Source organism: Pseudoalteromonas sp. RB2-MNA-CIBAN-0110 (assembly GCF_040309305.1).
GTDB classification, from domain to species: domain Bacteria; phylum Pseudomonadota; class Gammaproteobacteria; order Enterobacterales; family Alteromonadaceae; genus Pseudoalteromonas; species Pseudoalteromonas arctica.
Window position 1 is genome coordinate 52,558 of the sequence record NZ_JBEOOQ010000011.1, and the last position, 21,122, is coordinate 73,679.

The 21,122-nt window shown below is 38.4% G+C and carries 18 protein-coding genes; 4 read left to right on the forward strand and 14 right to left on the reverse strand.

The annotated features are described in order from the left end of the window. Positions 1-150: 150 nt before the first annotated feature. The 6 genes from odhB to sdhC form a co-directional block, all read right to left on the reverse strand. Positions 151-1,668, reverse strand: coding sequence for a 2-oxoglutarate dehydrogenase complex dihydrolipoyllysine-residue succinyltransferase (odhB, locus tag AAEY68_RS07800; RefSeq protein ID WP_007586871.1), 1,518 nt, complete (start codon positions 1,666-1,668; stop codon positions 151-153). 3 nt (positions 1,669-1,671) lie between these two features. Next, entirely contained in the window at positions 1,672-4,491 is a 2,820-nt protein-coding gene (sucA, locus tag AAEY68_RS07805) for a 2-oxoglutarate dehydrogenase E1 component (RefSeq protein WP_010552673.1), read from the reverse strand. A 94-nt stretch (positions 4,492-4,585) separates the two neighbouring features. Continuing rightward, complete coding sequence (locus AAEY68_RS07810) at positions 4,586-5,302, reverse strand: succinate dehydrogenase iron-sulfur subunit (RefSeq protein WP_007375751.1); 717 nt, start codon at positions 5,300-5,302, stop codon at positions 4,586-4,588. Positions 5,303-5,312: 10 nt separating this feature from the next. Continuing rightward, positions 5,313-7,085 carry a succinate dehydrogenase flavoprotein subunit gene (sdhA, locus tag AAEY68_RS07815; RefSeq protein ID WP_007375750.1) on the reverse strand — a complete coding sequence of 591 codons (1,773 nt, stop codon included), beginning with the start codon at positions 7,083-7,085 and terminating at the stop codon, positions 5,313-5,315. After that, a complete protein-coding gene (gene sdhD / locus AAEY68_RS07820; protein ID WP_007586873.1) occupies positions 7,086-7,433 on the reverse strand; it encodes a succinate dehydrogenase, hydrophobic membrane anchor protein in 348 nt (115 codons plus the stop codon). Next, positions 7,424-7,801, reverse strand: a complete 378-nt coding sequence (sdhC, locus tag AAEY68_RS07825) for a succinate dehydrogenase, cytochrome b556 subunit (protein ID WP_076914908.1) — start codon at positions 7,799-7,801, stop codon at positions 7,424-7,426. The genes sdhD and sdhC overlap by 10 nt, the downstream gene beginning before the upstream one ends. A 420-nt stretch (positions 7,802-8,221) precedes the next feature. Here sdhC and AAEY68_RS07830 point away from each other — a divergent pair, with 420 nt between their 5' ends. From AAEY68_RS07830 to AAEY68_RS07840, 3 genes are all read left to right on the forward strand, one after another. Next, positions 8,222-9,508, forward strand: a complete 1,287-nt coding sequence (locus AAEY68_RS07830; RefSeq protein ID WP_007586875.1) for a citrate synthase — start codon at positions 8,222-8,224, stop codon at positions 9,506-9,508. A 115-nt stretch (positions 9,509-9,623) separates the two neighbouring features. Then, complete coding sequence (locus AAEY68_RS07835; protein ID WP_024592580.1) at positions 9,624-10,850, forward strand: SufS family cysteine desulfurase; 1,227 nt, start codon at positions 9,624-9,626, stop codon at positions 10,848-10,850. Between the two features lie 33 nt (positions 10,851-10,883). Then, positions 10,884-11,300 carry a SufE family protein gene (locus tag AAEY68_RS07840; protein WP_007586879.1) on the forward strand — a complete coding sequence of 139 codons (417 nt, stop codon included), beginning with the start codon at positions 10,884-10,886 and terminating at the stop codon, positions 11,298-11,300. Between the two features lie 6 nt (positions 11,301-11,306). Here AAEY68_RS07840 and tcdA read toward each other — a convergent pair whose 3' ends face one another. Genes tcdA through AAEY68_RS07875 form a run of 7 tightly spaced genes read right to left on the reverse strand, consistent with a single transcriptional unit; the run spans position 11,307 to position 18,768 of the window. Next, positions 11,307-12,104: a tRNA cyclic N6-threonylcarbamoyladenosine(37) synthase TcdA gene (gene tcdA, locus AAEY68_RS07845; RefSeq protein ID WP_024592579.1), complete on the reverse strand. Its 798-nt coding sequence runs from the start codon at positions 12,102-12,104 to the stop codon at positions 11,307-11,309. Beyond that, on the reverse strand, positions 12,105-12,785 hold the full coding sequence (locus AAEY68_RS07850; protein ID WP_024592578.1) for a TIGR01621 family pseudouridine synthase: 681 nt from the start codon (positions 12,783-12,785) through the stop codon (positions 12,105-12,107). It abuts the gene before it with no gap. Beyond that, positions 12,782-13,543 carry a 3-deoxy-manno-octulosonate cytidylyltransferase gene (gene kdsB, locus AAEY68_RS07855; RefSeq protein ID WP_024592577.1) on the reverse strand — a complete coding sequence of 254 codons (762 nt, stop codon included), beginning with the start codon at positions 13,541-13,543 and terminating at the stop codon, positions 12,782-12,784. The genes AAEY68_RS07850 and kdsB overlap by 4 nt, the downstream gene beginning before the upstream one ends. Beyond that, positions 13,531-13,728 (reverse strand): Trm112 family protein, encoded by a 198-nt coding sequence (locus tag AAEY68_RS07860; protein ID WP_002961789.1) that lies wholly within the window; start codon positions 13,726-13,728, stop codon positions 13,531-13,533. Before AAEY68_RS07860 ends, kdsB begins: the two co-directional genes overlap by 13 nt. Next, a complete protein-coding gene (lpxK, locus tag AAEY68_RS07865; RefSeq protein ID WP_024592576.1) occupies positions 13,718-14,698 on the reverse strand; it encodes a tetraacyldisaccharide 4'-kinase in 981 nt (326 codons plus the stop codon). The genes AAEY68_RS07860 and lpxK overlap by 11 nt, the downstream gene beginning before the upstream one ends. Further along, positions 14,695-16,440: a lipid A export permease/ATP-binding protein MsbA gene (gene msbA, locus AAEY68_RS07870; RefSeq protein ID WP_033027175.1), complete on the reverse strand. Its 1,746-nt coding sequence runs from the start codon at positions 16,438-16,440 to the stop codon at positions 14,695-14,697. The genes lpxK and msbA overlap by 4 nt, the downstream gene beginning before the upstream one ends. Before the next feature lie 60 nt (positions 16,441-16,500). After that, on the reverse strand, positions 16,501-18,768 hold the full coding sequence (locus tag AAEY68_RS07875; RefSeq protein ID WP_024592573.1) for a DNA internalization-related competence protein ComEC/Rec2: 2,268 nt from the start codon (positions 18,766-18,768) through the stop codon (positions 16,501-16,503). On the opposite strand from AAEY68_RS07875, the gene AAEY68_RS07880 reads away from it, so the two are divergent. Then, positions 18,748-19,254 carry a DUF2062 domain-containing protein gene (locus AAEY68_RS07880; protein ID WP_007586895.1) on the forward strand — a complete coding sequence of 169 codons (507 nt, stop codon included), beginning with the start codon at positions 18,748-18,750 and terminating at the stop codon, positions 19,252-19,254. The genes AAEY68_RS07875 and AAEY68_RS07880 overlap by 21 nt on opposite strands. Positions 19,255-19,375: 121 nt before the next feature. Here AAEY68_RS07880 and AAEY68_RS07885 read toward each other — a convergent pair whose 3' ends face one another. Continuing rightward, positions 19,376-21,121: a DUF3466 family protein gene (locus AAEY68_RS07885; protein ID WP_024592572.1), complete on the reverse strand. Its 1,746-nt coding sequence runs from the start codon at positions 21,119-21,121 to the stop codon at positions 19,376-19,378. Position 21,122: the final 1 nt, after the last annotated feature.

Consider the following 21,122-nt stretch of genomic DNA (forward strand, 5'->3'; position numbering starts at 1 on the left):
AAGAGCTGAATATTTTTTCAAATAAACAACTATCCCAAATTGCGCACCTAGTATAGATCCCAAGGCTTAACATGAAAACCCCAGTACGACCAAAGGCGCAAAAAAAAAGCTGTGAATGTTCATTCACAGCTTACATTTCATACAACTAGATTAAACATCTAGCAATAAGCGAGTTGGATCTTCAAGTAACTCTTTAATAGTTACTAAGAAACCAACAGATTCTTTACCATCAATGATACGGTGGTCATAAGAAAGTGCTAAATACATCATAGGTAGTATTTCAACTTTACCATTTACAGCCATCGGACGGTCTTGAATTTTATGCATACCCAAGATTGAAGACTGTGGCAAGTTAATGATAGGTGTAGATAGCAATGAACCAAATACGCCACCATTAGTAATAGTGAAATTACCACCCGTCATATCAGCAAGCGTTAGCTTACCATCACGACCTTTAAGTGCTAACTCACGAATACCTTTTTCGATTTCAGCAACAGATAGTTTGTCACAATCTTTAAGTACTGGAGTAACTAAGCCACGTGGAGTAGATACTGCAATGCTGATATCGAAATAGTTATGGTAAACAATATCGTCACCATCAATTGAAGCATTTACATCTGGAAAACGCTTAAGAGCTTCAGTTACAGCTTTCACATAGAAAGACATGAAACCTAAACGAATGCCGTGACGCTTTTCAAACGTTTCTTGATACTGCTTACGAAGGCTCATGATTGGTCCCATGTTCACTTCGTTGAATGTTGTTAACATTGCAGTTGAGTTTTTAGCTTCAAGAAGGCGTGTCGCAATCGTTTTACGTAAACGAGTCATAGGTACACGTTTTTGAGTACGATCGCCCATCGGTGCAGCTGGAGCAGAAGCTTCTGCTTTTTTAGCCGCTGGCGCTGGTGCTTTTAAGAAAGTATCAACGTCTTCTTTAGTTACACGACCATTTTTACCCGTGCCTTTAATTTTAGAAGCGTCTAGGCCTTTCTCAGCAATTAAACGACGAACTGATGGTGTTAACACATCTGAACTTTCGCTTGAATCTGCTGCTGGCGCTGCGTCTGCTTTTGCAGCTGGAGCCGCTGGTGCACCGCCTGCTTTAACCGAACCAATTACTTGCTCGCCTAATACAGTATCGCCTTCGCCGTGAATGATATCACCCATGATGCCATCTTCTTGAGCTACTACTTCAAGAACAACTTTATCTGTTTCAATATCTACCAAGTTTTGGTCGCGTGTTACCGCGTCACCTGGTTGTACATGCCATGTAGCAATTGTTGCGTCTGCAACTGATTCTGGAAGTACAGGTACTTTAATATCCACTTCTTTACCTTCTGATGCTGGTGCTGATTGCGCCACTGGCGCGTCTTCTGATTTAGCTGGTGCTGATTCTTCTTTAGTTGAACCTTCACTTGCTGGCGCTGCATCAGCATCACCAAGTAAACCCATAACTTGGTCGCCAAGTACGGTTGCACCTTCTTCTTGTGATATTTCTGTTATTACACCGTCATGCTGTGCAACAACTTCTAAAACCACTTTATCTGTTTCAATGTCTACTAAGTTTTGATCGCGAGTTACTTTGTCGCCAACACTTACATGCCATGTAGCAACGGTAGCATCTGCAACCGACTCAGGAAGAACAGGAACTTTAATTTCTGTGCTCATTGCTTATCCTTTATTTTCTATAGTAAGCGCGTCGGCAACGAGCGCTTGTTGTTCTTTAGTATGTACTGACATGTAACCACACGCTGGTGATGCAGACGCTTTACGTCCTGCATATTTTAATTTAGCACCTTGTGGGATTGCATCAATAAAGTGATGTTGTGAACAGTACCATGCACCTTGGTTTTGTGGCTCTTCTTGACACCATACAAAATCAGTTACGTGTTGGTAGCGCTCTATAATTGTTTGCATTTCATCGTGTGGGAACGGGTATAACTGTTCAACACGTACAATTGCAATATTATCTTGCTCAAGCTTACGACGCTCTTGTAGTAACTCGTAGTAAACTTTACCGCTACAAAATACAACGCGCTCTACTTTCTCAGGGTTAATATCATCAACTTCGTCGATCATATTATGGTAAACACCGTGTGAAAGCTCTTCAAGTGATGAAGTTGCAAGCGGGTGACGAAGTAGCGACTTAGGCGTCATAACAATCAGAGGACGACGAAGTGGTCGAACTGATTGACGACGAAGCATAGCGTAAACTTGCGCCGGCGTTGAAGGAACACATACTTGCATGTTGTGATCAGCACATAGTTGCAAGAAACGCTCTAAGCGCGCTGAACTATGCTCTGGCCCTTGACCTTCGTAGCCATGAGGTAACAAAATTGTAAGCCCACATAAACGGCCCCACTTTTGCTCACCAGAACTTAAGAACTGGTCAAATACAACTTGTGCACCATTGGCGAAGTCACCAAATTGCGCTTCCCATATTACGAGAGACTTAGGTTCAGCGGTAGCATATCCATATTCGAACGCAACGACAGCTTCCTCAGATAAAACAGAATCAAAGACTTCAAATGTGCCTTGATCTTCACTTAAATGCTCTAAAGGAGTGTAAGTTGTACCATCGGATTGACCATGAACAACAGCATGACGATGAAAGAATGTTCCTCGACCTGTGTCTTGTCCTGTTAAACGAATGTCAGTACCTTCAGACGCAATTGTTGCATAGGCAAGAGTCTCTGCCATACCCCAATCAAGTGGTTTTTCACCTGTGGCCATTAGCTTACGATCGTCATAAATCTTTTTAACGCGAGATTGAGCTTTATGTTGTTCTGGGTAAGAAGCTACTTTCTCACCAAGAGCTTTTAGCTTCTCTACAGATACGCTAGCATCGTAGTCAACATTCCATTCATGACCAATATATTTGGCCCACTCAGAAGAATGCGACGTTTCTGGCTGTATTTCTGAAACAACACAGCTGCCTTCATCTAGTGCATCACGGTACTCATCAGCTAAGGCTTTAACTTCTTGTTCAGAAAAAGAGCCTTCAGCAATCAGTTGGTCTGCATAGATTAAACGCGGCACTGGATGCTTTTTGATTTTTTGGTACATGACAGGCTGAGTTGCATTAGGCTCATCAGCTTCATTGTGACCATGGCGACGGTAACAAACTAAATCAATTACTACGTCACGCTTAAACTGATTTCTAAAATCAAGAGCAAGTTGAGTAACAAATGCAACGGCTTCAGGATCATCAGAATTAACATGGAATATTGGAGACTGAACCATTTTAGCAATGTCAGTACAGTATGGCGTTGAGCGAACGTCATCTTGCTTAGAGGTTGTGAAACCTACTTGGTTGTTGACAACAATACGAATACTACCACCACAACTAAACGCATTAGTTTGTGACATGTTAAACGTTTCTTGAACAACACCTTGTCCAGCAATAGCAGAATCACCATGGATGGTAATAGGTAGTGCTTTAATGCCTGACTTATCACCTAAACGGTCGAGACGACCACGCACAGAGCCCATTACAACAGGGTTTACGATTTCTAGGTGAGATGGGTTAAACGCAAGCGCCATGTGTACATTGCCACCTTTGGTAGCAAAGTCAGACGAATAACCCATGTGATATTTAACATCACCAGAACCTAACGTTTCTTTATGTATACCAGCAAATTCATCAAATAATTCTGATGGGTTTTTACCAAGTACATTAACTAAAACGTTTAGACGACCACGGTGAGCCATACCAATAACAGCTTCTTGTTGGCCGCTTTCACCAGCGCGGTGAATAAGCTCTTTAAGCATTGGAACTAACGCATCGCCACCTTCAAGTGAAAAGCGCTTAGCACCAGGGAACTTAGACCCTAAATATTTTTCTAGACCATCTGCTGCAGTAAGCCCTTTAAGGATACGTAGCTTTTCATCTTTTGAGAATTTAGGCCTAGACTGGACAGATTCTAGACGTTGTTGTAACCAACGTTTTTCCTCTGTTGATGTGATGTGCATATACTCAGCGCCAATTGAACCACAATATGTAGTTTTTAGTGCTTGGTATAGTTCACCTAAAGGCATAGTATCGCGCCCTACGGCAAACGATCCTACGTTAAACTCGCGGTCAAAATCACTTGAAGATAGGTCGTGGTACTCTAGCTCTAAATCTCGTACACGCTCTCGTTGCCAAATACCTAATGGATCTAGGTTTGCATTTTGGTGCCCACGAAAACGGAAAGCATTAATAAGTTGTAGAACTTTAACCTGTTTAAGGTCACCGCCACTACCCTCTGCTACCACTACTTCTCTATGCTTGTTTTTTGCAAGCTGTGCAAACTGTGCTCGAACCTCTGAATGTTTTACTTCAACATCCACACCATCAACTTTAGGTAATTGTTCAAACACTTCTCGCCATTCGTCTGGCACAGAAGTCGCATCGTCTAAATACGCTTCATAAAGCTCTTCTACATAAGCAACGTTGCCGCCGTTTAAATGTGAAGATTCTAGCCATGCCTTCATCACACCTTCGTGCATTTATAAGCCCTTTTTTTTAGCGCAGAAATTAATAGTTATTATAACAAGATGGCTAATATAATTTAATATTAGCCATCTTACCTTTACTAAGCTATCAAACCGCTCGGTTTAGTAACATAGATTTGATTTGTCCAATTGCTTTGGTCGGATTAAGACCCTTAGGACAAACGCTAACACAGTTCATGATACTGTGACAACGGAACACACTGAACGCATCGTCTAAATCCGCTAAACGTTCTTCAGTTGCTGTATCTCGGCTATCAGCCAAGAAACGGTAAGCATGAAGAAGGCCTGCTGGACCAATGAACTTGTCTGGATTCCACCAGAACGAAGGACACGATGTTGAACAACATGCACACAAAATACACTCATAAAGCCCATCTAATTTATCACGTTCTTCAATAGTTTGAAGACGTTCGCCTGCTGCAGGCTGATCATTAATTAAATAAGGTTTAACTTTTTCGTACTGAGTGTAGAACTGACTCATGTCAATAACAAGGTCACGAACCACAGGTAAACCTGGTAATGGACGTACTACGATTTTACCTTTGCCATTTTTTTGTAGCGTAGATAAAGGAGTAATACATGCTAAACCATTTTTACCATTCATGTTAACACCATCAGATCCACACACACCTTCACGGCATGAACGACGGAAAGATAATGTAGGATCTTGTTCTTTTAGAAGAATAAGTGCATCCAACACCATCATGTCGTGACCTTCCTCTGTTTGCAAGGTGTATTCTTGCATACGAGGAGCGTTGTCAACATCTGGATTATAACGATAAACTGAAAATTGTACTTGTGCCATCGTCTATCTCCTAGTAAACACGTGCTTTAGGTGGGAAAGCTTCACGCGTTTTAGGCGCATAGTTTACATCACGCTTACTCATTTCATCCGTTACAGGATTGAATACTGAGTGACATAACCAGTTTTCGTCATCACGATCTGGGTAGTCAAAGCGAGAATGTGCACCACGGCTTTCTGTACGGAAGTTTGCAGCTACTGCAGTCGAGTAAGCTGTTTCCATTAAGTTGTCTAGTTCAAGACATTCGATACGCTGCGTATTGAAGTCTGATGATTTATCATCAAGACGAGCATGTTGCAGACGTTCGCGAATTTCTTTAAGTTCTTGAAGACCTGCAGCCATTGAGTCACCTTCACGGAATACCGAGAAGTTAAGCTGCATACATTGTTGTAGGTCTTTTTTGATTTGAACTGGATCTTCACCTTGGCCAGCCGTTGAATTTTCCCAACGATTGTAACGTGCAAGAGACGCTTCTAAGTCTGATTCTGAAGCAGCTTTAGATATTTCAACGTCATTTAGGTACTTACCTAAGAAGTTACCCGCAGCACGACCAAACACAACTAAATCAAGTAATGAGTTACCACCTAAGCGGTTTGCACCGTGTACAGATACACATGCAATCTCACCTACTGCAAATAAACCTTGAACTACTGTTTCGTTGCCTTGAGCATCGATTTGTAGCGCTTGTCCATTTACATTAGTAGGAACACCACCCATCATATAATGACAAGTTGGAATTACTGGAATTGGCTCTTTTGCAGGGTCAACGTGAGCAAATGTTTTAGCAAGGTCACATACGCCAGGAAGACGTAAGTTAAGTGTTTCTTCACCCAAATGGTCAAGTTTTAACTTAAGATGTGGACCCCAAGGACCATCACAACCACGACCTTCACGGATTTCAGTCATCATTGAACGTGCAACAACGTCGCGAGACGCTAAGTCTTTTGCGTTTGGTGCGTAACGTTCCATGAAGCGTTCGCCATCTTTATTTAAAAGATAACCGCCTTCACCACGACAACCTTCAGTTACTAGCGTACCAGCACCTGCGATACCCGTTGGGTGGAACTGCCACATTTCCATGTCTTGCATAGAAATACCGGCACGTGTTGCCATACCAACACCGTCACCAGTGTTAATGTGAGCATTAGTGGTTGATGCAAATATACGACCTGCACCACCAGTAGCTAATACAACAGCTTTAGATTTGAAGAAGGTAACTTCACCTGTCTCAATCTCAATTGCAGTACACCCTACTACATCACCATTATCGTTTTTAACTAAATCAAGTGCATACCATTCAGAGAATACATTTGTTTTGTTTTTAACGTTTTGTTGATATAGAAGGTGTAATAAAGCATGACCAGTACGGTCAGCAGCTGCTGCAGTACGCGCGGCTTGTTCACCACCAAAGTTTTTCGATTGACCACCGAAAGGACGTTGGTAAACACGGCCATTTTCAAAACGAGAAAATGGTAAACCCATGTTTTCTAATTCGGTAATAGCTTCTGGGCCAGTTTGACACATGTATTCAATAGCGTCTTGGTCACCGATAAAATCGGAACCTTTAACGGTATCGTACATATGCCATTCCCAGTTATCTTCGTGTGAATTACCAAGCGCAACCGTAATACCGCCTTGAGCAGATACAGTGTGTGAGCGCGTTGGGAATACTTTAGATATTAATGCACACGTTTTGCCAGATTCTGTAATTGCTAAAGCAGCGCGCATACCTGCACCACCTGCACCAATTACTACGGCGTCAAATTCACGAACAGAATATTTCACTTAAACACCCCATAATACGATTAGACCAATAGCTACGTAAGCAACGGCCATTAGGTTTAATACAAAACCTAAAACTGCACGAAGCTTTGCGCACTTAACATAGTCTGTAAGAACTTGCCAAAGGCCAATGCGGGTATGAACCATAATGCAAACAAGGGTAATTAACGTAAACCCTTTCATTGCTAGGTTAGAGAAGAGGCCTGTCCAGGCTTCGAAAGTGACTTCTGGCGTCGCTAAAAAATAGCCTATAATAAAAATCGCGTAAGCGCTGATTATTAATGCCGTGGTACGTAAAGATACGAAATCTTGTACACCATCACGTTTTAGAGTTGCTTGATTTAAAACCATATCCACACCCCTGCCAATACGGCAAACACAACACCAAGAGCCATTGAAACTTTAGCGCTGAGGTTACCTGATTCAAGTTCTTCCCAATGTCCCATATCCATAATCATATGACGGATACCACCAATAAGGTGATAACCTAATACAGAAACAGTGCCCCAAGCTATAAATTTGGCAATGAATCCGTTAAACAGACCCTTGACGAATTCAAAACTTTCAGCTGAAGAGAGAGACTCAGACCAAGCCCAAATGACAAACGTTAAAGCAAAAAATAATGCAACACCGGTGACGCGGTGAAAAATTGAAGCTTTAGCCGTTGCCGGCATAGATATAGTTGTTAGATCTAGATTTACAGGTCTTTGCTTTTTCACAGTTACTTGCCCATCTTTGCTCACAGTGGAGCTCATCTACTTGTTTTTCTAAAAACCCACCAAATATTACTGATGGAACTATCAAAATAAACGTACCAAAACAATTAAAGTTCACAAACCTGTAAATTTTAAGCTGTTAAGAATATGTTTACCCAAATACAATACGGTTTAAAACCACCGTTAGTATATATACCCACAGGGCTTTTTACAATTCTTGTTTATTTAGAGATGTTTGCGAATTAGCCAATAGTATTATATTTAATTAATACCGAATATTTATTATACATATATGCATAATGTTTATAAAAATTGACTTTAACCCCCTCTTTCACGTTAAAATGAGAAGATGTGCTTAAAACAGATTTCAGAACTTTAAAATCTAAAAATCAGAATAGATATCTTAATAGGAGATACATAACGATGGCAGATAAAAAAGCCACAGTCCAAATTGATGGACTAGATCCAATCGAACTTCCAATTTATCAAGGCACTGCTGGCCAAGATGTAATCGACGTACGTACGTTAGGTTCACACGGTCACTTTACTTATGACCCAGGTTTCATGTCGACTGGTTCTTGTGAATCTGCAATCACCTATATTGATGGTGGTAAAGGTGTACTACTTCACCGTGGTTACCCAATTGAGCAATTAGCTGAAGACTCAAATTACATTGAACTTTGTTACTTACTTTTAAATGGTGAGTTACCTTCTAAAGAACAATATGAAGTTTTTAAGAATGAAATCACTACAAGCACTATGCTTGACGAGAAGATTGCTAACTTTTTCCAAGGTTTCCGCTTTGACGCTCACCCAATGGCAATGCTTTGTGGCGTAGTAGGTGCATTATCATCTTTCTATCATGAAGACCTTGATATTACTGATGCTGAACAACGTAAAACAAGCGCAGTTAAGCTTGTTGCTAAGTTACCAACAATCGCGGCAATGGCTTATAAAACAAATATCGGCCAACCGTTTGTATACCCACGTAACGATTTAAGCTACGCAGAAAACTTCTTACACATGATGTTCTCTGTACCTGCTGAAGAATATAAAGTTAATCCAGTAACTGCAAAAGCGATGGATAAAATCTTTATGCTTCATGCAGATCATGAACAAAATGCATCAACTTCAACAGTTCGTCTTGCTGGTTCATCTGGTGCTAACCCGTATGCATGTATTGCAGCTGGTATTGCATCTTTATGGGGCCCTGCTCACGGCGGCGCTAATGAAGCATGTTTAAACATGTTAGAAGAGATTGGCTCTGTTGACCGTATTGATGAATACGTAGCTAAAGCTAAAGATAAAGCTGACCCGTTCCGCCTTATGGGCTTTGGACACCGTGTTTACAAAAACTTTGACCCACGCGCTACAGTAATGCGTCAAACGTGTCACGAAGTTTTAGCTGAGCTGAATATCCAAGATCCACTTCTTGATATTGCTATGAAGCTTGAGCAAATTGCGCTTGAAGACCCATACTTTGTAGAGAAAAAACTATACCCTAATGTAGATTTCTACTCTGGTATTATCTTAAAAGCGATTGGTATTCCAACAAGCATGTTCACTGTAATCTTTGCAATGGCACGTACTGTTGGTTGGATCACTCACTGGGATGAGATGCTATCTCAACCTGGTCATAAGATCAGCCGTCCTCGTCAACTTTATACTGGTTACACTCAACGTGACTACGTATCAACTGACAAGCGTTAATTAACGTTGGTTAGTTTAAAAAGGCCGCATTTTGCGGCCTTTTTTATTAACAACACTTGAGAATTATCATAAACCGATTACAATTCCTGCCTTAAAAACACTATGTAGATGAGCCATGCTTGCTTTAAAGTTTGATATAAATAAAATTAGAAACGACTTCCCAACATTAAATCAAACAATAAAGGGCTGCCCGCTTGTTTATTTAGACTCAGCAGCAACCTCACAAAAGCCTCAATCAGTTATAGATACAATTACTGAATTCTATACGTTTCAAAACGCTAATGTACACCGTGGACGCCATACACTTAGCGAGCAAGCAACTTATGCATATGAACAAGTACGGGATAAAACTGCAGAGTATTTCAATGTATTTAGTAAAGAGATTGTATGGACTAAAGGCGCTACAGAAGCCATTAACTTGGTCGCTAACGGATTAAAAAAGCGCTTAAATGAAAGTCATACCATAATGATATCTCCGCTTGAGCATCATGCAAACATAGTGCCTTGGCAAATAGTGAGTCAACAAACGGGTGCTAAATTAATAGCGCTTCCACTAAATAAAAATGGCACGCTGAACACCAAAGAATGCTGTGAATTTATAAAAGAAACAAAACCTGCCCTATTAGCTATTACACAAGCATCTAACACACTGGGTAATATAACCGATTTAAAACCACTAATTAGAGCTGCAAAAGACGTCAATTCTCTTGTTTTAGTCGATGGTGCACAAGGTGCACTGCATTTAAAACCCGATTTACGTGAATTAAACTGTGACTTTTATGTCTGCTCAAGCCATAAAATGCTCGGCCCAACAGGATTAGGTGTGCTTTATGGTCGATATGAGCAATTAAATACCCTTGAGATTTACCAATCAGGTGGGGAAATGATCGATAAAGTGTACTTAACTCACAGTACTTATCGTCCTGCGCCTGCAAAATTTGAAACTGGAACACCAAATATCTCTGGAGTTTTAGGCTTTGGTGCCGCATTAGACTATTTAAATGAATTAGATCACGCAAAAATCCAGCAATATGAGCAAAAATTGTTTAGTTATGCCGCTCAAAAATTGGTAAAGGTTGATGGTATTACAATATATAGCAACCTATCTGACAATATTGGTACACTCTGCTTCAACTTAAATGATGAACATCCTTATGATTTGGCAACTTTACTTGACGGGTACGGGGTTGCAGTAAGGAGTGGACACCATTGTACACAGCCATTAATGACACATTTAGGGCTTAATGGAACGCTAAGAGCGAGCTTTTGTTTTTATAATACCTATGAAGATGTAGATATATTCATTGATTCACTTAAAAAATGTATCGCTTTACTGGACTAAACGTCACTTTAATAGAATTAATTAGGATAACTCATGACAAATACGTTTAACAAAGTCACAGAATCTATAAAAAATGCGCCCGCTTGGCAGCAAAAATATCGTGAGATAATGCTTTTAGGAAAAACTTTACCTGTTTTAGCTGATGTTTTGAAGACTGATGATGCACTTGTACCAGGCTGTGAAAGCAAAGTATGGATGTTTGTTGAATTTGATTTAACAGAAAATACACTTGTTGTAATTGGTGACTCAGATACACGTATAGTAAAAGGATTATTAGCCATTATTTTAGCGCTTTACAATGGCCTCACACCAGAGCAAGTAGTGAATAAAAATGCGTATGAAGAATTTGAAAAGCTCGGCCTTATAAGCCACTTAAGCGCATCACGTGGTAATGGTATTAAAGCCATGGTTGATAAAATACAAACCATGGCACAACAAAAGCTTAGTTAGCAAAAACTAAGCTTGCGAGCGTTGTTTTTTATCTAGATATTTACGCACCGCTTTTGCCGCAACAAAAAAGCCGAAGCTTCCTGTGATCATAGTCACAGATCCAAAACCATTATTACAATCCATATTCATCGAGCCATCAGCACTTTGCTTAGCATGACATACGCTGCCATCGCTTCCTGGGTAAACCAATTGCTCTGTTGAGTAAACACAATCAATATTAAACTTACGTTTAGGATTATTACTAAAATTATACTGCTTACGCAAAATATAACGTACTTTTGCAAGTAATGGGTCTTGCGTAGTTTTAGCTACATCACCAAAAGTTATTTGGCTAGGATCTGTTTGCCCGCCAGCACCACCGGTAGTAATTATAGGAAGTTTATTACGTTTACAGTGAGCAATTAATGCTGCTTTTTCTTTAACTGCATCAATACAATCAATCACATAATCAAAACCTTGAATATGCTCTTGAATATTATCAAGTGTAATAAAGTCATCTATTACATTAACTTGGCACTGTGGATTAATAAGCTCGCAGCGCGCTTTCATTGCATCTACTTTAGCTTGACCAATAGTGCCCGTTAACGCATGAATTTGTCTATTGACGTTAGTCGCGCAAATATCATCCAAATCAATCAATGTTATTTTACCAACACCAGTACGTGCAAGTGCTTCTGCTGTCCAGCTCCCTACACCACCAATCCCTACTACACAAAAATGTGCTTCTTGAAGCCAATCAAACTGTTGATGACCATATAAACGTTTAATACCACCAAAACGTATATCTGTAACTTTTTCGCTCATTTACCAATCCAGTTGCCATGGCGATTGCCATGCTTGAAAATCTTGATGTTTAATTAACGCCAAATACTCATCACCACTATCGGGTAATAAAGTTAGCTGTATTTGTTCACCTTGCCATAAAAAGCTTAACGCATATGCATGTAAATAGGTACGATTTGAAGGCGTGCCTGAATACATAGCATCGCCAAAAATAGCTGCGCCCACACTTTTTAGTGCCACTCTTAATTGATGCGTCTTTCCTGAATAAGGTTTTAAAATATACCCTCTAAATCCTGGCTTATAACTCAGAGAATAGAATCGGGTGATTGCAGGGTTAAGTGTACTCGTTAGTAACTTAAATGAGCCACGGCGAGATTTAGCCATATCGCCTTTTATCCACCCTTGCTTCTTTTTAGGTTTAGCATCACTAATCGCTAAATAAAATTTATTAATCGCATGCTCAGTGAACATAACAGTAAAGGCGGCTGCAGAGGCTTTGTTTCTTGCTAAAATAATAAGCCCTGATGTCACTTTATCTAAACGATGAACGGCATAAAGCTTTTGAGATAATTGTTGTTCGGCTAACACAACAAAGCCGGGACCATCTTCTGAATGAAAATTAAGACCTGCTGGCTTTTCTAAAATATAAAAATCGTTATGTGTATAAACAACGTTTAATATCTTACTTACTTGTTCACTCACACGTTTTTACTTTTAATATGCGCTATCACTTTAGCTAAGTCATCGGGCGTATCGACACCTGCATGAGGGGCTATTTGAGCTTGCTCTATTTTGATTTTATAACCATGATACAACACACGTAACTGCTCAAGCGATTCAAGTAGCTCAAGTGGCGATACGCTCAATTCTATATATTGTTTAATAAAACCCGCTCTGTACGCATAAATACCTACGTGGCGCTGAAATGGCGCTAAATTAAGAGCACTGCTGTCATTCATCATTGTGCTTCTATCAAACGGAATACTTGCACGAGAAAAATACAGCGCATTTTTATTTATATCGCTAACCACTTTAACGGCATTAGGATTAAATACTTCATCACGCTCTTCAATAGCAACACTTAACGTTGCCATTGGTGCTGTTGAATCACTTAATAGTGCAGCAACTTGGGATACATTTTCTGGCGCAAGTAAGGGCTCATCGCCTTGTACATTAACCACAATTGTATTGCTGTCGAGATCAAGTAAATCAACTACTTCGGCTAAACGCTCAGTACCCGATTGGTGATCTTCGCGAGTCATTACAACATCACTAGTAAATAAACTTACTGCATCAAACACTTTTTGATGATCGGTTGCTATAACCACTTTACTTGCACCTGATAAACATGCTTTTTCGTAAACATGTTGAACCATTGGCTTACCGCAAATATCAGCAAGCGGCTTACCCGGTAGTCGAGTTGATGCAAAACGTGCAGGAATTACAACTACGAATTCCACTTTTCAACCTCTTCTAAAGATAACTCACGTGCTTCGTTTTCAAGCAATACTGGAATATCATCTTGAACGGGGTAAGCAAGCTTAGCTGCAGTACTAATTAGTTCGTTGTTTTCTCTATCAAAGCGTAATTTACCCTTACAAACTGGGCAAGCAATTATCTCGAGTAATTTTGTATCAAAGGCCATTGAGTATTCCTTTTTCTTTTAATAATGAATTTAATGTGTTTATTACGCTATCGGAAGGCTCTGCATCTACAGGTAAATAATACCAATTAGGTTTTGCAAAGGACTTACATTTAACCGCGTCTTTTTCGGTCATTATAATGCAATCATCACCAAACTGGGTAAAATCATCTGCTGTATAAGCATAATGATCTCTAAAATGATGAGTCGACAATAGCTTAATATTTTGTGCTTCTAATGAGTTTTCAAACCGTTTAGGGTTCCCAATTGCACTTATTGCATGTGCCTCGCTTACGTTACTTTTTGCGTCATCACTTGAATTAACTAAGCGAAGGTTACTTACTTGCAGCACGTAGCTATTATTAGCCTCACCGCCATTTTCAATTACTATATCAACACTTTGTAAGCGTTTAGTTGTTTCGCGTAGTGGCCCTGCGGGCATAACAAAACCATTACCAAAGCGGCGTTCACTATCAACAATACAACACTCAATGCTACGAGGCATTTTATAATGCTGCATCCCATCATCAGAAATAATGACATCTAGCGTATAATTTTTTTCTAATAAATCGATATTGTGTTGTCTATTAGGGCCAACAGCTATTGGGCACTTTAAACGATGGTATAAAAGCACAGGCTCATCTCCAGCCTGTTGGGCGTCAACAACTGAAGTGACTAACAGCGGGTAATTATCTGATTGCCCACCATAACCTCTACTAATAATACCCACTGATAAACCTTGCTCGGTCAGATACTCATACAACCACAAAACAAAAGGTGTTTTACCATTGCCGCCTACGCTTATATTGCCGACTACAATAACAGGCGTTTTGCACTCAAAAGGTTTAAGTATTTTAGCGCTGTACAAGAGTTTTCGAAATGCCGATACAACCCAAAACAAAGCACTTAATGGTAATAACAATAAAGTAATTAGACCAAATGGTTTATACCAGCTTTGCTCTATTTTGCTCATGCCTGATCACCAAACTGCATTTTACAAAGTGCTGAATAAGTACCGTCATTTGCTAATAAGCTACTATGATCGCCACTTTCTATCACACGACCGTTATCAATAACATAAATTCGGTCACTGTTTTCAATAGTAGATAAGCGATGTGCTATAACAATAGAGGTTTTATCTTTCATTAACGTTTCTAATGCTTGCTGAATAAGCTTTTCAGATTCGGTATCAAGTGCTGACGTTGCCTCATCTAAAATCAAAATAGGTGCATCTTTTAATATTGCACGCGCTATCGCTATTCGCTGGCGTTGACCACCTGAGAGCATTACCCCATTTTCGCCTACCATGGTGTTTAATTGCTCTGGCAGGTCTTTAACAAATTCCCACACGTGCGCTTGTTTGGCAACTTGTTCTAACTCTTCAACAGAGACATCGTGCTTTATGCCATAACAAATATTATTGGCAATCGTATCGTTAAATAACACAACTTGCTGAGACACTAAAGCAAATTGGCGACGCAGATCAGTTAATTTATAATCCTGCAGTGCTATGCCATCAAGTAAAATTTCACTCGGTAGTTCTAAATCATAATAGCGGGGTAACAAGTTAGAAATTGTTGACTTACCAGAGCCTGAGCGCCCAACTAAGGCAATACTTTCACCCGCCTCAATCGTTAGCGACAAATCGTTTAATACGGCTTCATCTTTCGTTGGGTACTTAAAGGTTACGTTCTTAACTTCAATTAAACCTTTAACTTTATCAACCGAAACAGTGCCTGTATCTTTTTCCATTTCTTCGTCTAAAACTAAAAATATACTTTGCGCTGCAGAGATACCACGTTGCATATCACTATTCACATTGGCAAGTTGTTTTAGCGGACGCAGTAACATCATCATTGAGGCAATTAATGCCATGAAGTCACCAGATGTAATCGTATCAATCATTGATGGCAACGACACCGCCCACAAAATAACTGCCATGGCACTTGCCGCTAAAATTTGAATTATAGACACACTAAGCGCTTTAGTTGCGTCCATTTTAATACGTTGCTGACGATTATGATTATTAATTTTCGAGAAGTGATTAATCTCTTGATCTTGACCACCAAAACCATGAATAACTTTATGTCCGCTCAGCATTTGTTCTGAGCTACGGGTAACTTGCCCCATGGCAGATTGAATGTTTTTAGAAATGTGGCGAAAACGTTTAGAGACGACGGCGACAATAATAGCAACAAGTGGGATGATCACTAAAAATATCAGTGATAGTTGCCAACTGGTATAGAACATTACCGCAAGTAAAAATACAACAAATGCCCCTTCACGTACAACTATTAGCAAGGCTTTAGTAATCGCTTGTTGAACTTGTTCTGTATCAAATGTGATTTTTGAAATTAAATCTCCCGTTGAGTTTTTGTCATGAAAAGAAACGGGTAAGTGCAATATGTGCTCAAATAACTCTTGGCGTAAAGAACGTACAACTTGGGAGCCTACATAACTTAAGCAGTAAGAAGACATAAAGTTAAAAACACCACGCCCTAGAACTAACGCGATAACGACAAAAGGAGCGTACTTTAAAACTTCTGTATTACGCTGGTTCAAACCTTGATCAATAAACGGCTTCATTAATTGAATAAATAAAGCATCCATTGCTGAATAGCCTATCATCCCAATAATTGCGACAAATGCGACGCTTTTGTAGGTGCCAACATATGAGACAAGACGTTTATAAATTTGTGTAGTACTTTGATCCATAACACTCTCTAAATACAGTAACAATCTGTATTGTATCCTCCGATGAGATAAAACTAAACGTCAATCTTTGATAAACCAGTAACTTTCCTGCCCTCTTGCTGTTTCTATAGCCAAATTCTTTGCATAAAATTTAATACTAATTTGCCCTTCAACGCCTGTCGTAAATTGCTGAGCGTTTATTTGGTTATAACGTTCGACGACAAGAGGCTTGGGGAATTCCCATTGTCCTTTATAGGCACTTGAATGAATGACTACTTGGGGAGCAACGTTATATATAAAATTAACACTTGATGATGTATCGCTGCCATGATGCGGGCTTAACATTACTGTACTTTTCAACGATTTATTATCCGCTAATAGCGATGCTTCACGCGCCTTTGATATATCACCGGTAAATAACACGCTATGAGTATTATCTGATACCCTAACAACGCATGAATCATCATTTTCATTTCCAAACCCTTTTGTACTAAAGCTTTGTACTTTTAATCCAGCAAAATCAATGTTTATGACTTCACATACATTATGTGTATTTTTAGGATGAAATTGTTGTAATGTTTCACCAAAGCCAGCATCTATGAAATGTTGTAATCCTCCAGCGTGATCATTATCTTCATGACTTAGAATCGCCGTTTTCACTGTTAAATCATTTGCTTTAATATAAGGCAATAAAATACTTCGCGTACGGCTAAAGCGATTGAAATAACTGGGGCCAAAATCATAAATAAGCACTTGTTTATCTTTTTCAATTAATGCCATAAGTCCATGCCCTACATCAAATACATGTAGTTGCCACTTAGACTTTTCTATTAGCCAATAATTTAATAAAAGCGTTATTGCTGGAATAAAAGCGAGCCATTTATAAGGAAGAAAATAAACCATCAACATAATAATATAAGTAAAAACGACAAATATTGAGTCAATTCTGCCAGTCGTTATCCACCTTAACGATTCTGGTATTTCATTAAGCAATTTAAATAGCGCATATAAGCCAGTATCAAACAGGTTTATTAAAATACTTATATCTAAGAAAATACTCAGTAATGTAAAAACAATTAAAAAAGGTAAGATAATGATTGAAAGCAGCGGTATAGCAATTAAGTTTATTATCAAACCTGCAATACTTACCCCATTAAAAAAATAGAGTGAAAGTGGCAATAAACCAATAAATAACGCTATTTGAATAACAAACAGTGAAATAACTTTGTTTTTTATGCGAGTGTTTAATATTGGTAATTTATTAATAACTGTAAAAATGATAGCAACCGCTAAAAATGAAAAGTAGAGACCTGGATTGAGTAAATTAAATGGGTTAACAATAAGAACAATAACCAAGGCAAATAAAATGCTCCGCCAACGCAGCGGCTGCTTAGCAAGAAAATACAATAATAAATAACAACCCAGCATGATAAGCGCTCGCGTTGCCGATACTAAAAAGTCACTTAAGTACACATAAACCAAGGCTACTAAAAATCCGCATGAACTGTAATAAAGAGTCAGGTTGAATGATTGCCAGATCGAAGAATTAATTTTTGCAAAAATGAATCGAGTAAATAGATAACCGAAGCTAAAAATCAAACCAATATGTAACCCCGATATAGCAAGTAAATGACTTAGCCCAAGAGATTGCATTAATTGTTTATCAGCGTAGCTCATCAAAGATTTTTCACCGCTAAGCAATGCATAATAGAGCCACTGTAGTTTTGTATCCGTATAAGTGTTTTTAAGGAAGTGTTGATAATCTAAAATTATGCTTTGTTTGTCGCTATTTATAATATTAAGATTTTTATTAAGCACTTTACCTTTAAATAATATTCTACTTATAAAAGCATAACGTTCATTATCAAATACATTAAAATTTTTATTACTACGAAAATGTTTTAAATGAATTAAAGCAGAAAATTCATCACCTACTATTAAAGGCTGTGCAGAATTAACACTGAGCATTGCTTTGGGTGCTCTAAAATCCGAAAAATTACTCCCTTCTAATGCCACTATTTTAACTTTAATATATTGAGGTTTTTTGTCAGAAATAACCTCTTCAACAATTAATGTAGAATCAAGTGCATACTTTTCATCCGGTTTTGGTATTTCAAAACTATAAAAAACGTAAAAATGCAGACCAACGAAGCAAATTGCACAAATAAAGCCTAACAATACATTTAAAAACGGCTTAAAATAAGCGCTCACTATAACAATGAAAATTGTGAATACTGTAAATTCGAGAGTTTGATAATAAAATACGGTTGCTATACAGCCAATTACAAACCCAAGACTTATCCACACTGATGTAAATGGTTGCTTTAAATGGCTAAAAAAACGATCCAAAGATTTTTACCTGATCCAAATAAAATTAGACATCATAAATCACTAAGAATATTTGGACGCCTTTTACAAGATGCAAATCTTTGGCATTTAAATAGACGTTCTGCTCGAGGTGCATTTGCAGTCGGGTTATTTTTTGCTTTCATCCCTGTTCCTTTTCAAATGGTTTTAGCAGCAGCCGGCGCTATATTATTTAGAGTTAATTTACCTATCTCAGTAGCATTAGTATGGCTTACAAACCCTCTAACTATGCCACCTATTTTTTATGGCTCATACTTAGTGGGTACATTAATACTTAATCAGCCTGAGCAACACTTTGTATTTGAAGCTAGTTGGTCTTGGTTTCTAGAGAGCATAGAAACTATTGGCCCTGCATTTTTACTAGGTTCGTTAGTATGTGCTTCTATTGCATCAATTATCGGCTATTTTGGTATTGATATTATTTGGCGCCGTTCTGTTAAAAAGGCATGGTTATCGCGAAATAATTAGTAGCGTTAAAGCTAAATAATAATTATAAGATTCATGGCAATCCTAATCTTATAAAATATTATAGACGAAAAAAAACCAACTTTATTAAGTTGGTTTTTTTTATAATCAATATTAGTAAACTTTAAAAGCGAAATATACGTCTTAAGCCAACTAATGGTAATAGCAATAATGTATACCAAGGAAAGCTAGCAGAGTTACGCTCATACACTTCTGCTTCTACTGGAGCACAGTTTTCTACTTCACCATTTGCAATTGGCGTTAACTTAACTGCAACTGCGATACTTTCGTATTCAATTTCACCATTGATATCAGTTACAACACCGCCTAAAGAATCAAGTTTTTCAACTGTCTTAGTCGCAGTACCAAATATTTCATTATTTTCATTAATAGCTGTTGCTTCAACCATTGAGTAAGCGTAGTCAGTTTCGCCATCAGTGTCATAACAAGGCAGTAAATCATTTAGATTAGTTATTTTGTCTTCACCAATTTTGTAAATAAAGGCTTCTTTGAGTCGTGAGCTATCAGAAACACCTACTTCCCCTTCGCCTACAATATATCCTTGATTATTTATATCGTTGCCATAAGAACTTGAGCTTGAAAAATAATCAGTTGGGAAAACTGTATTACCCGTTTCGATGTCATGATAGAAGAATTTATTACGAAGAGTACCTTCAATACGCTTTGTCGCATAACCTGTAATTACATCATTATCATTAATAGCGATTGATTTACCAGCCTGCCAATCGTCTTCTTGATCAATAAAATCAGTAACTGCACCGTCTTTAAAATAAACTGGCATTGTAAGAATCGTATCATCATTTTTGTAATAACGCGTATTTGATGAACCAACTACAGTGCCTATTGCATTAATAGCTAAAGCTGTACTTGTAAATGCGTCATCTTCCGTTTCACCTTCATCAGGTGTAAGTGCCATACCAAGCTCTTCAACAGAAATAACATTCAGTGATTCGTCAAGTTCCCATTTAACAGCACGCTTATTAAATAAGCCTCGTGAAATATTAGAATTTAATAAATTGATACACACTGATGTTGGTTCGTCTTCATTATCACAGTTATCATCAATATTATCTTGTCTGTCATCAGGAGTACTTGTAGAGATATTACCTACAACAGTGTAACCACTATTTGTTTTGACTATATCGTTAGCGCGGCTTGTGCCACCGTATTCATTAAACTCTGGTTCTAATGGAACTTTGATCATGCCATCAGCACTTATTACAATCCCACGTTCTATAAACTCATGTGTGAACCACGTTTCTGCATCATCTTCACCATCAGGTGTAAAAGACACTTTATCGTAAGGAGCACCGCCCCAACCAACAGTAACGCCGTCTTCACTTACAGCATTAAAAAGGTTAATAGTTGAACGCGTTAAGCCATCATAATCAACAGATGCAACATCAAATAACGGTTGCTCTGTTACTTGTGTGTCATTGTACTTTATGCCAACTAATGAGCTTAATTTTTGATATTCAAAATTTGTAGAAATTGAAGATAAAAAACTAACCATGAAAGTATGTGCATCAGAATTAGTAAGTACTGCATCATTATTTTCAATGTCATCAAGTGTAAAGGTAATCTCTTTATCACTTAAATCAAATGCAGCCTCTGTATTATCGTAGCTATTTTCAATAATATTTTCAGTAAAATCTATATAGCTGATATCAATAGGTAAATTGTATAAACCATTTGCGAAACCAATAATGTGCCCGCTTTCGCTTACATCTGTTACATAAGAATATTTAGCGTCTTCAAGAGTCCCTAATTCACTTAACTGGTACGTCGCACTTGTTGCTGAAGTGCTTAATGTCGCTAAAATACTGGCAGCGAGTAATTTATATTTCATT

Bases quoted from the DNA above. Each gene is read 5' to 3' on its own strand.
- odhB (WP_007586871.1), bottom strand. From the start codon at position 1,668: ATGAGCACAGAAATTAAAGTTCCTGTTCTTCCTGAGTCGGTTGCAGAT.
- sucA (WP_010552673.1), bottom strand. From the start codon at position 4,491: ATGCACGAAGGTGTGATGAAGGCATGGCTAGAATCTTCACATTTAAAC.
- AAEY68_RS07810 (WP_007375751.1), bottom strand. From the start codon at position 5,302: ATGGCACAAGTACAATTTTCAGTTTATCGTTATAATCCAGATGTTGAC.
- sdhD (WP_007586873.1), bottom strand. From the start codon at position 7,433: ATGGTTTTAAATCAAGCAACTCTAAAACGTGATGGTGTACAAGATTTC.
- AAEY68_RS07830 (WP_007586875.1), top strand. From the start codon at position 8,222: ATGGCAGATAAAAAAGCCACAGTCCAAATTGATGGACTAGATCCAATC.
- AAEY68_RS07835 (WP_024592580.1), top strand. From the start codon at position 9,624: ATGCTTGCTTTAAAGTTTGATATAAATAAAATTAGAAACGACTTCCCA.
- AAEY68_RS07840 (WP_007586879.1), top strand. From the start codon at position 10,884: ATGACAAATACGTTTAACAAAGTCACAGAATCTATAAAAAATGCGCCC.
- tcdA (WP_024592579.1), bottom strand. From the start codon at position 12,104: ATGAGCGAAAAAGTTACAGATATACGTTTTGGTGGTATTAAACGTTTA.
- AAEY68_RS07860 (WP_002961789.1), bottom strand. From the start codon at position 13,728: ATGGCCTTTGATACAAAATTACTCGAGATAATTGCTTGCCCAGTTTGT.
- lpxK (WP_024592576.1), bottom strand. From the start codon at position 14,698: ATGAGCAAAATAGAGCAAAGCTGGTATAAACCATTTGGTCTAATTACT.
- msbA (WP_033027175.1), bottom strand. From the start codon at position 16,440: ATGGATCAAAGTACTACACAAATTTATAAACGTCTTGTCTCATATGTT.
- AAEY68_RS07880 (WP_007586895.1), top strand. From the start codon at position 18,748: ATGGCTAAAAAAACGATCCAAAGATTTTTACCTGATCCAAATAAAATT.
- AAEY68_RS07885 (WP_024592572.1), bottom strand. From the start codon at position 21,121: ATGAAATATAAATTACTCGCTGCCAGTATTTTAGCGACATTAAGCACT.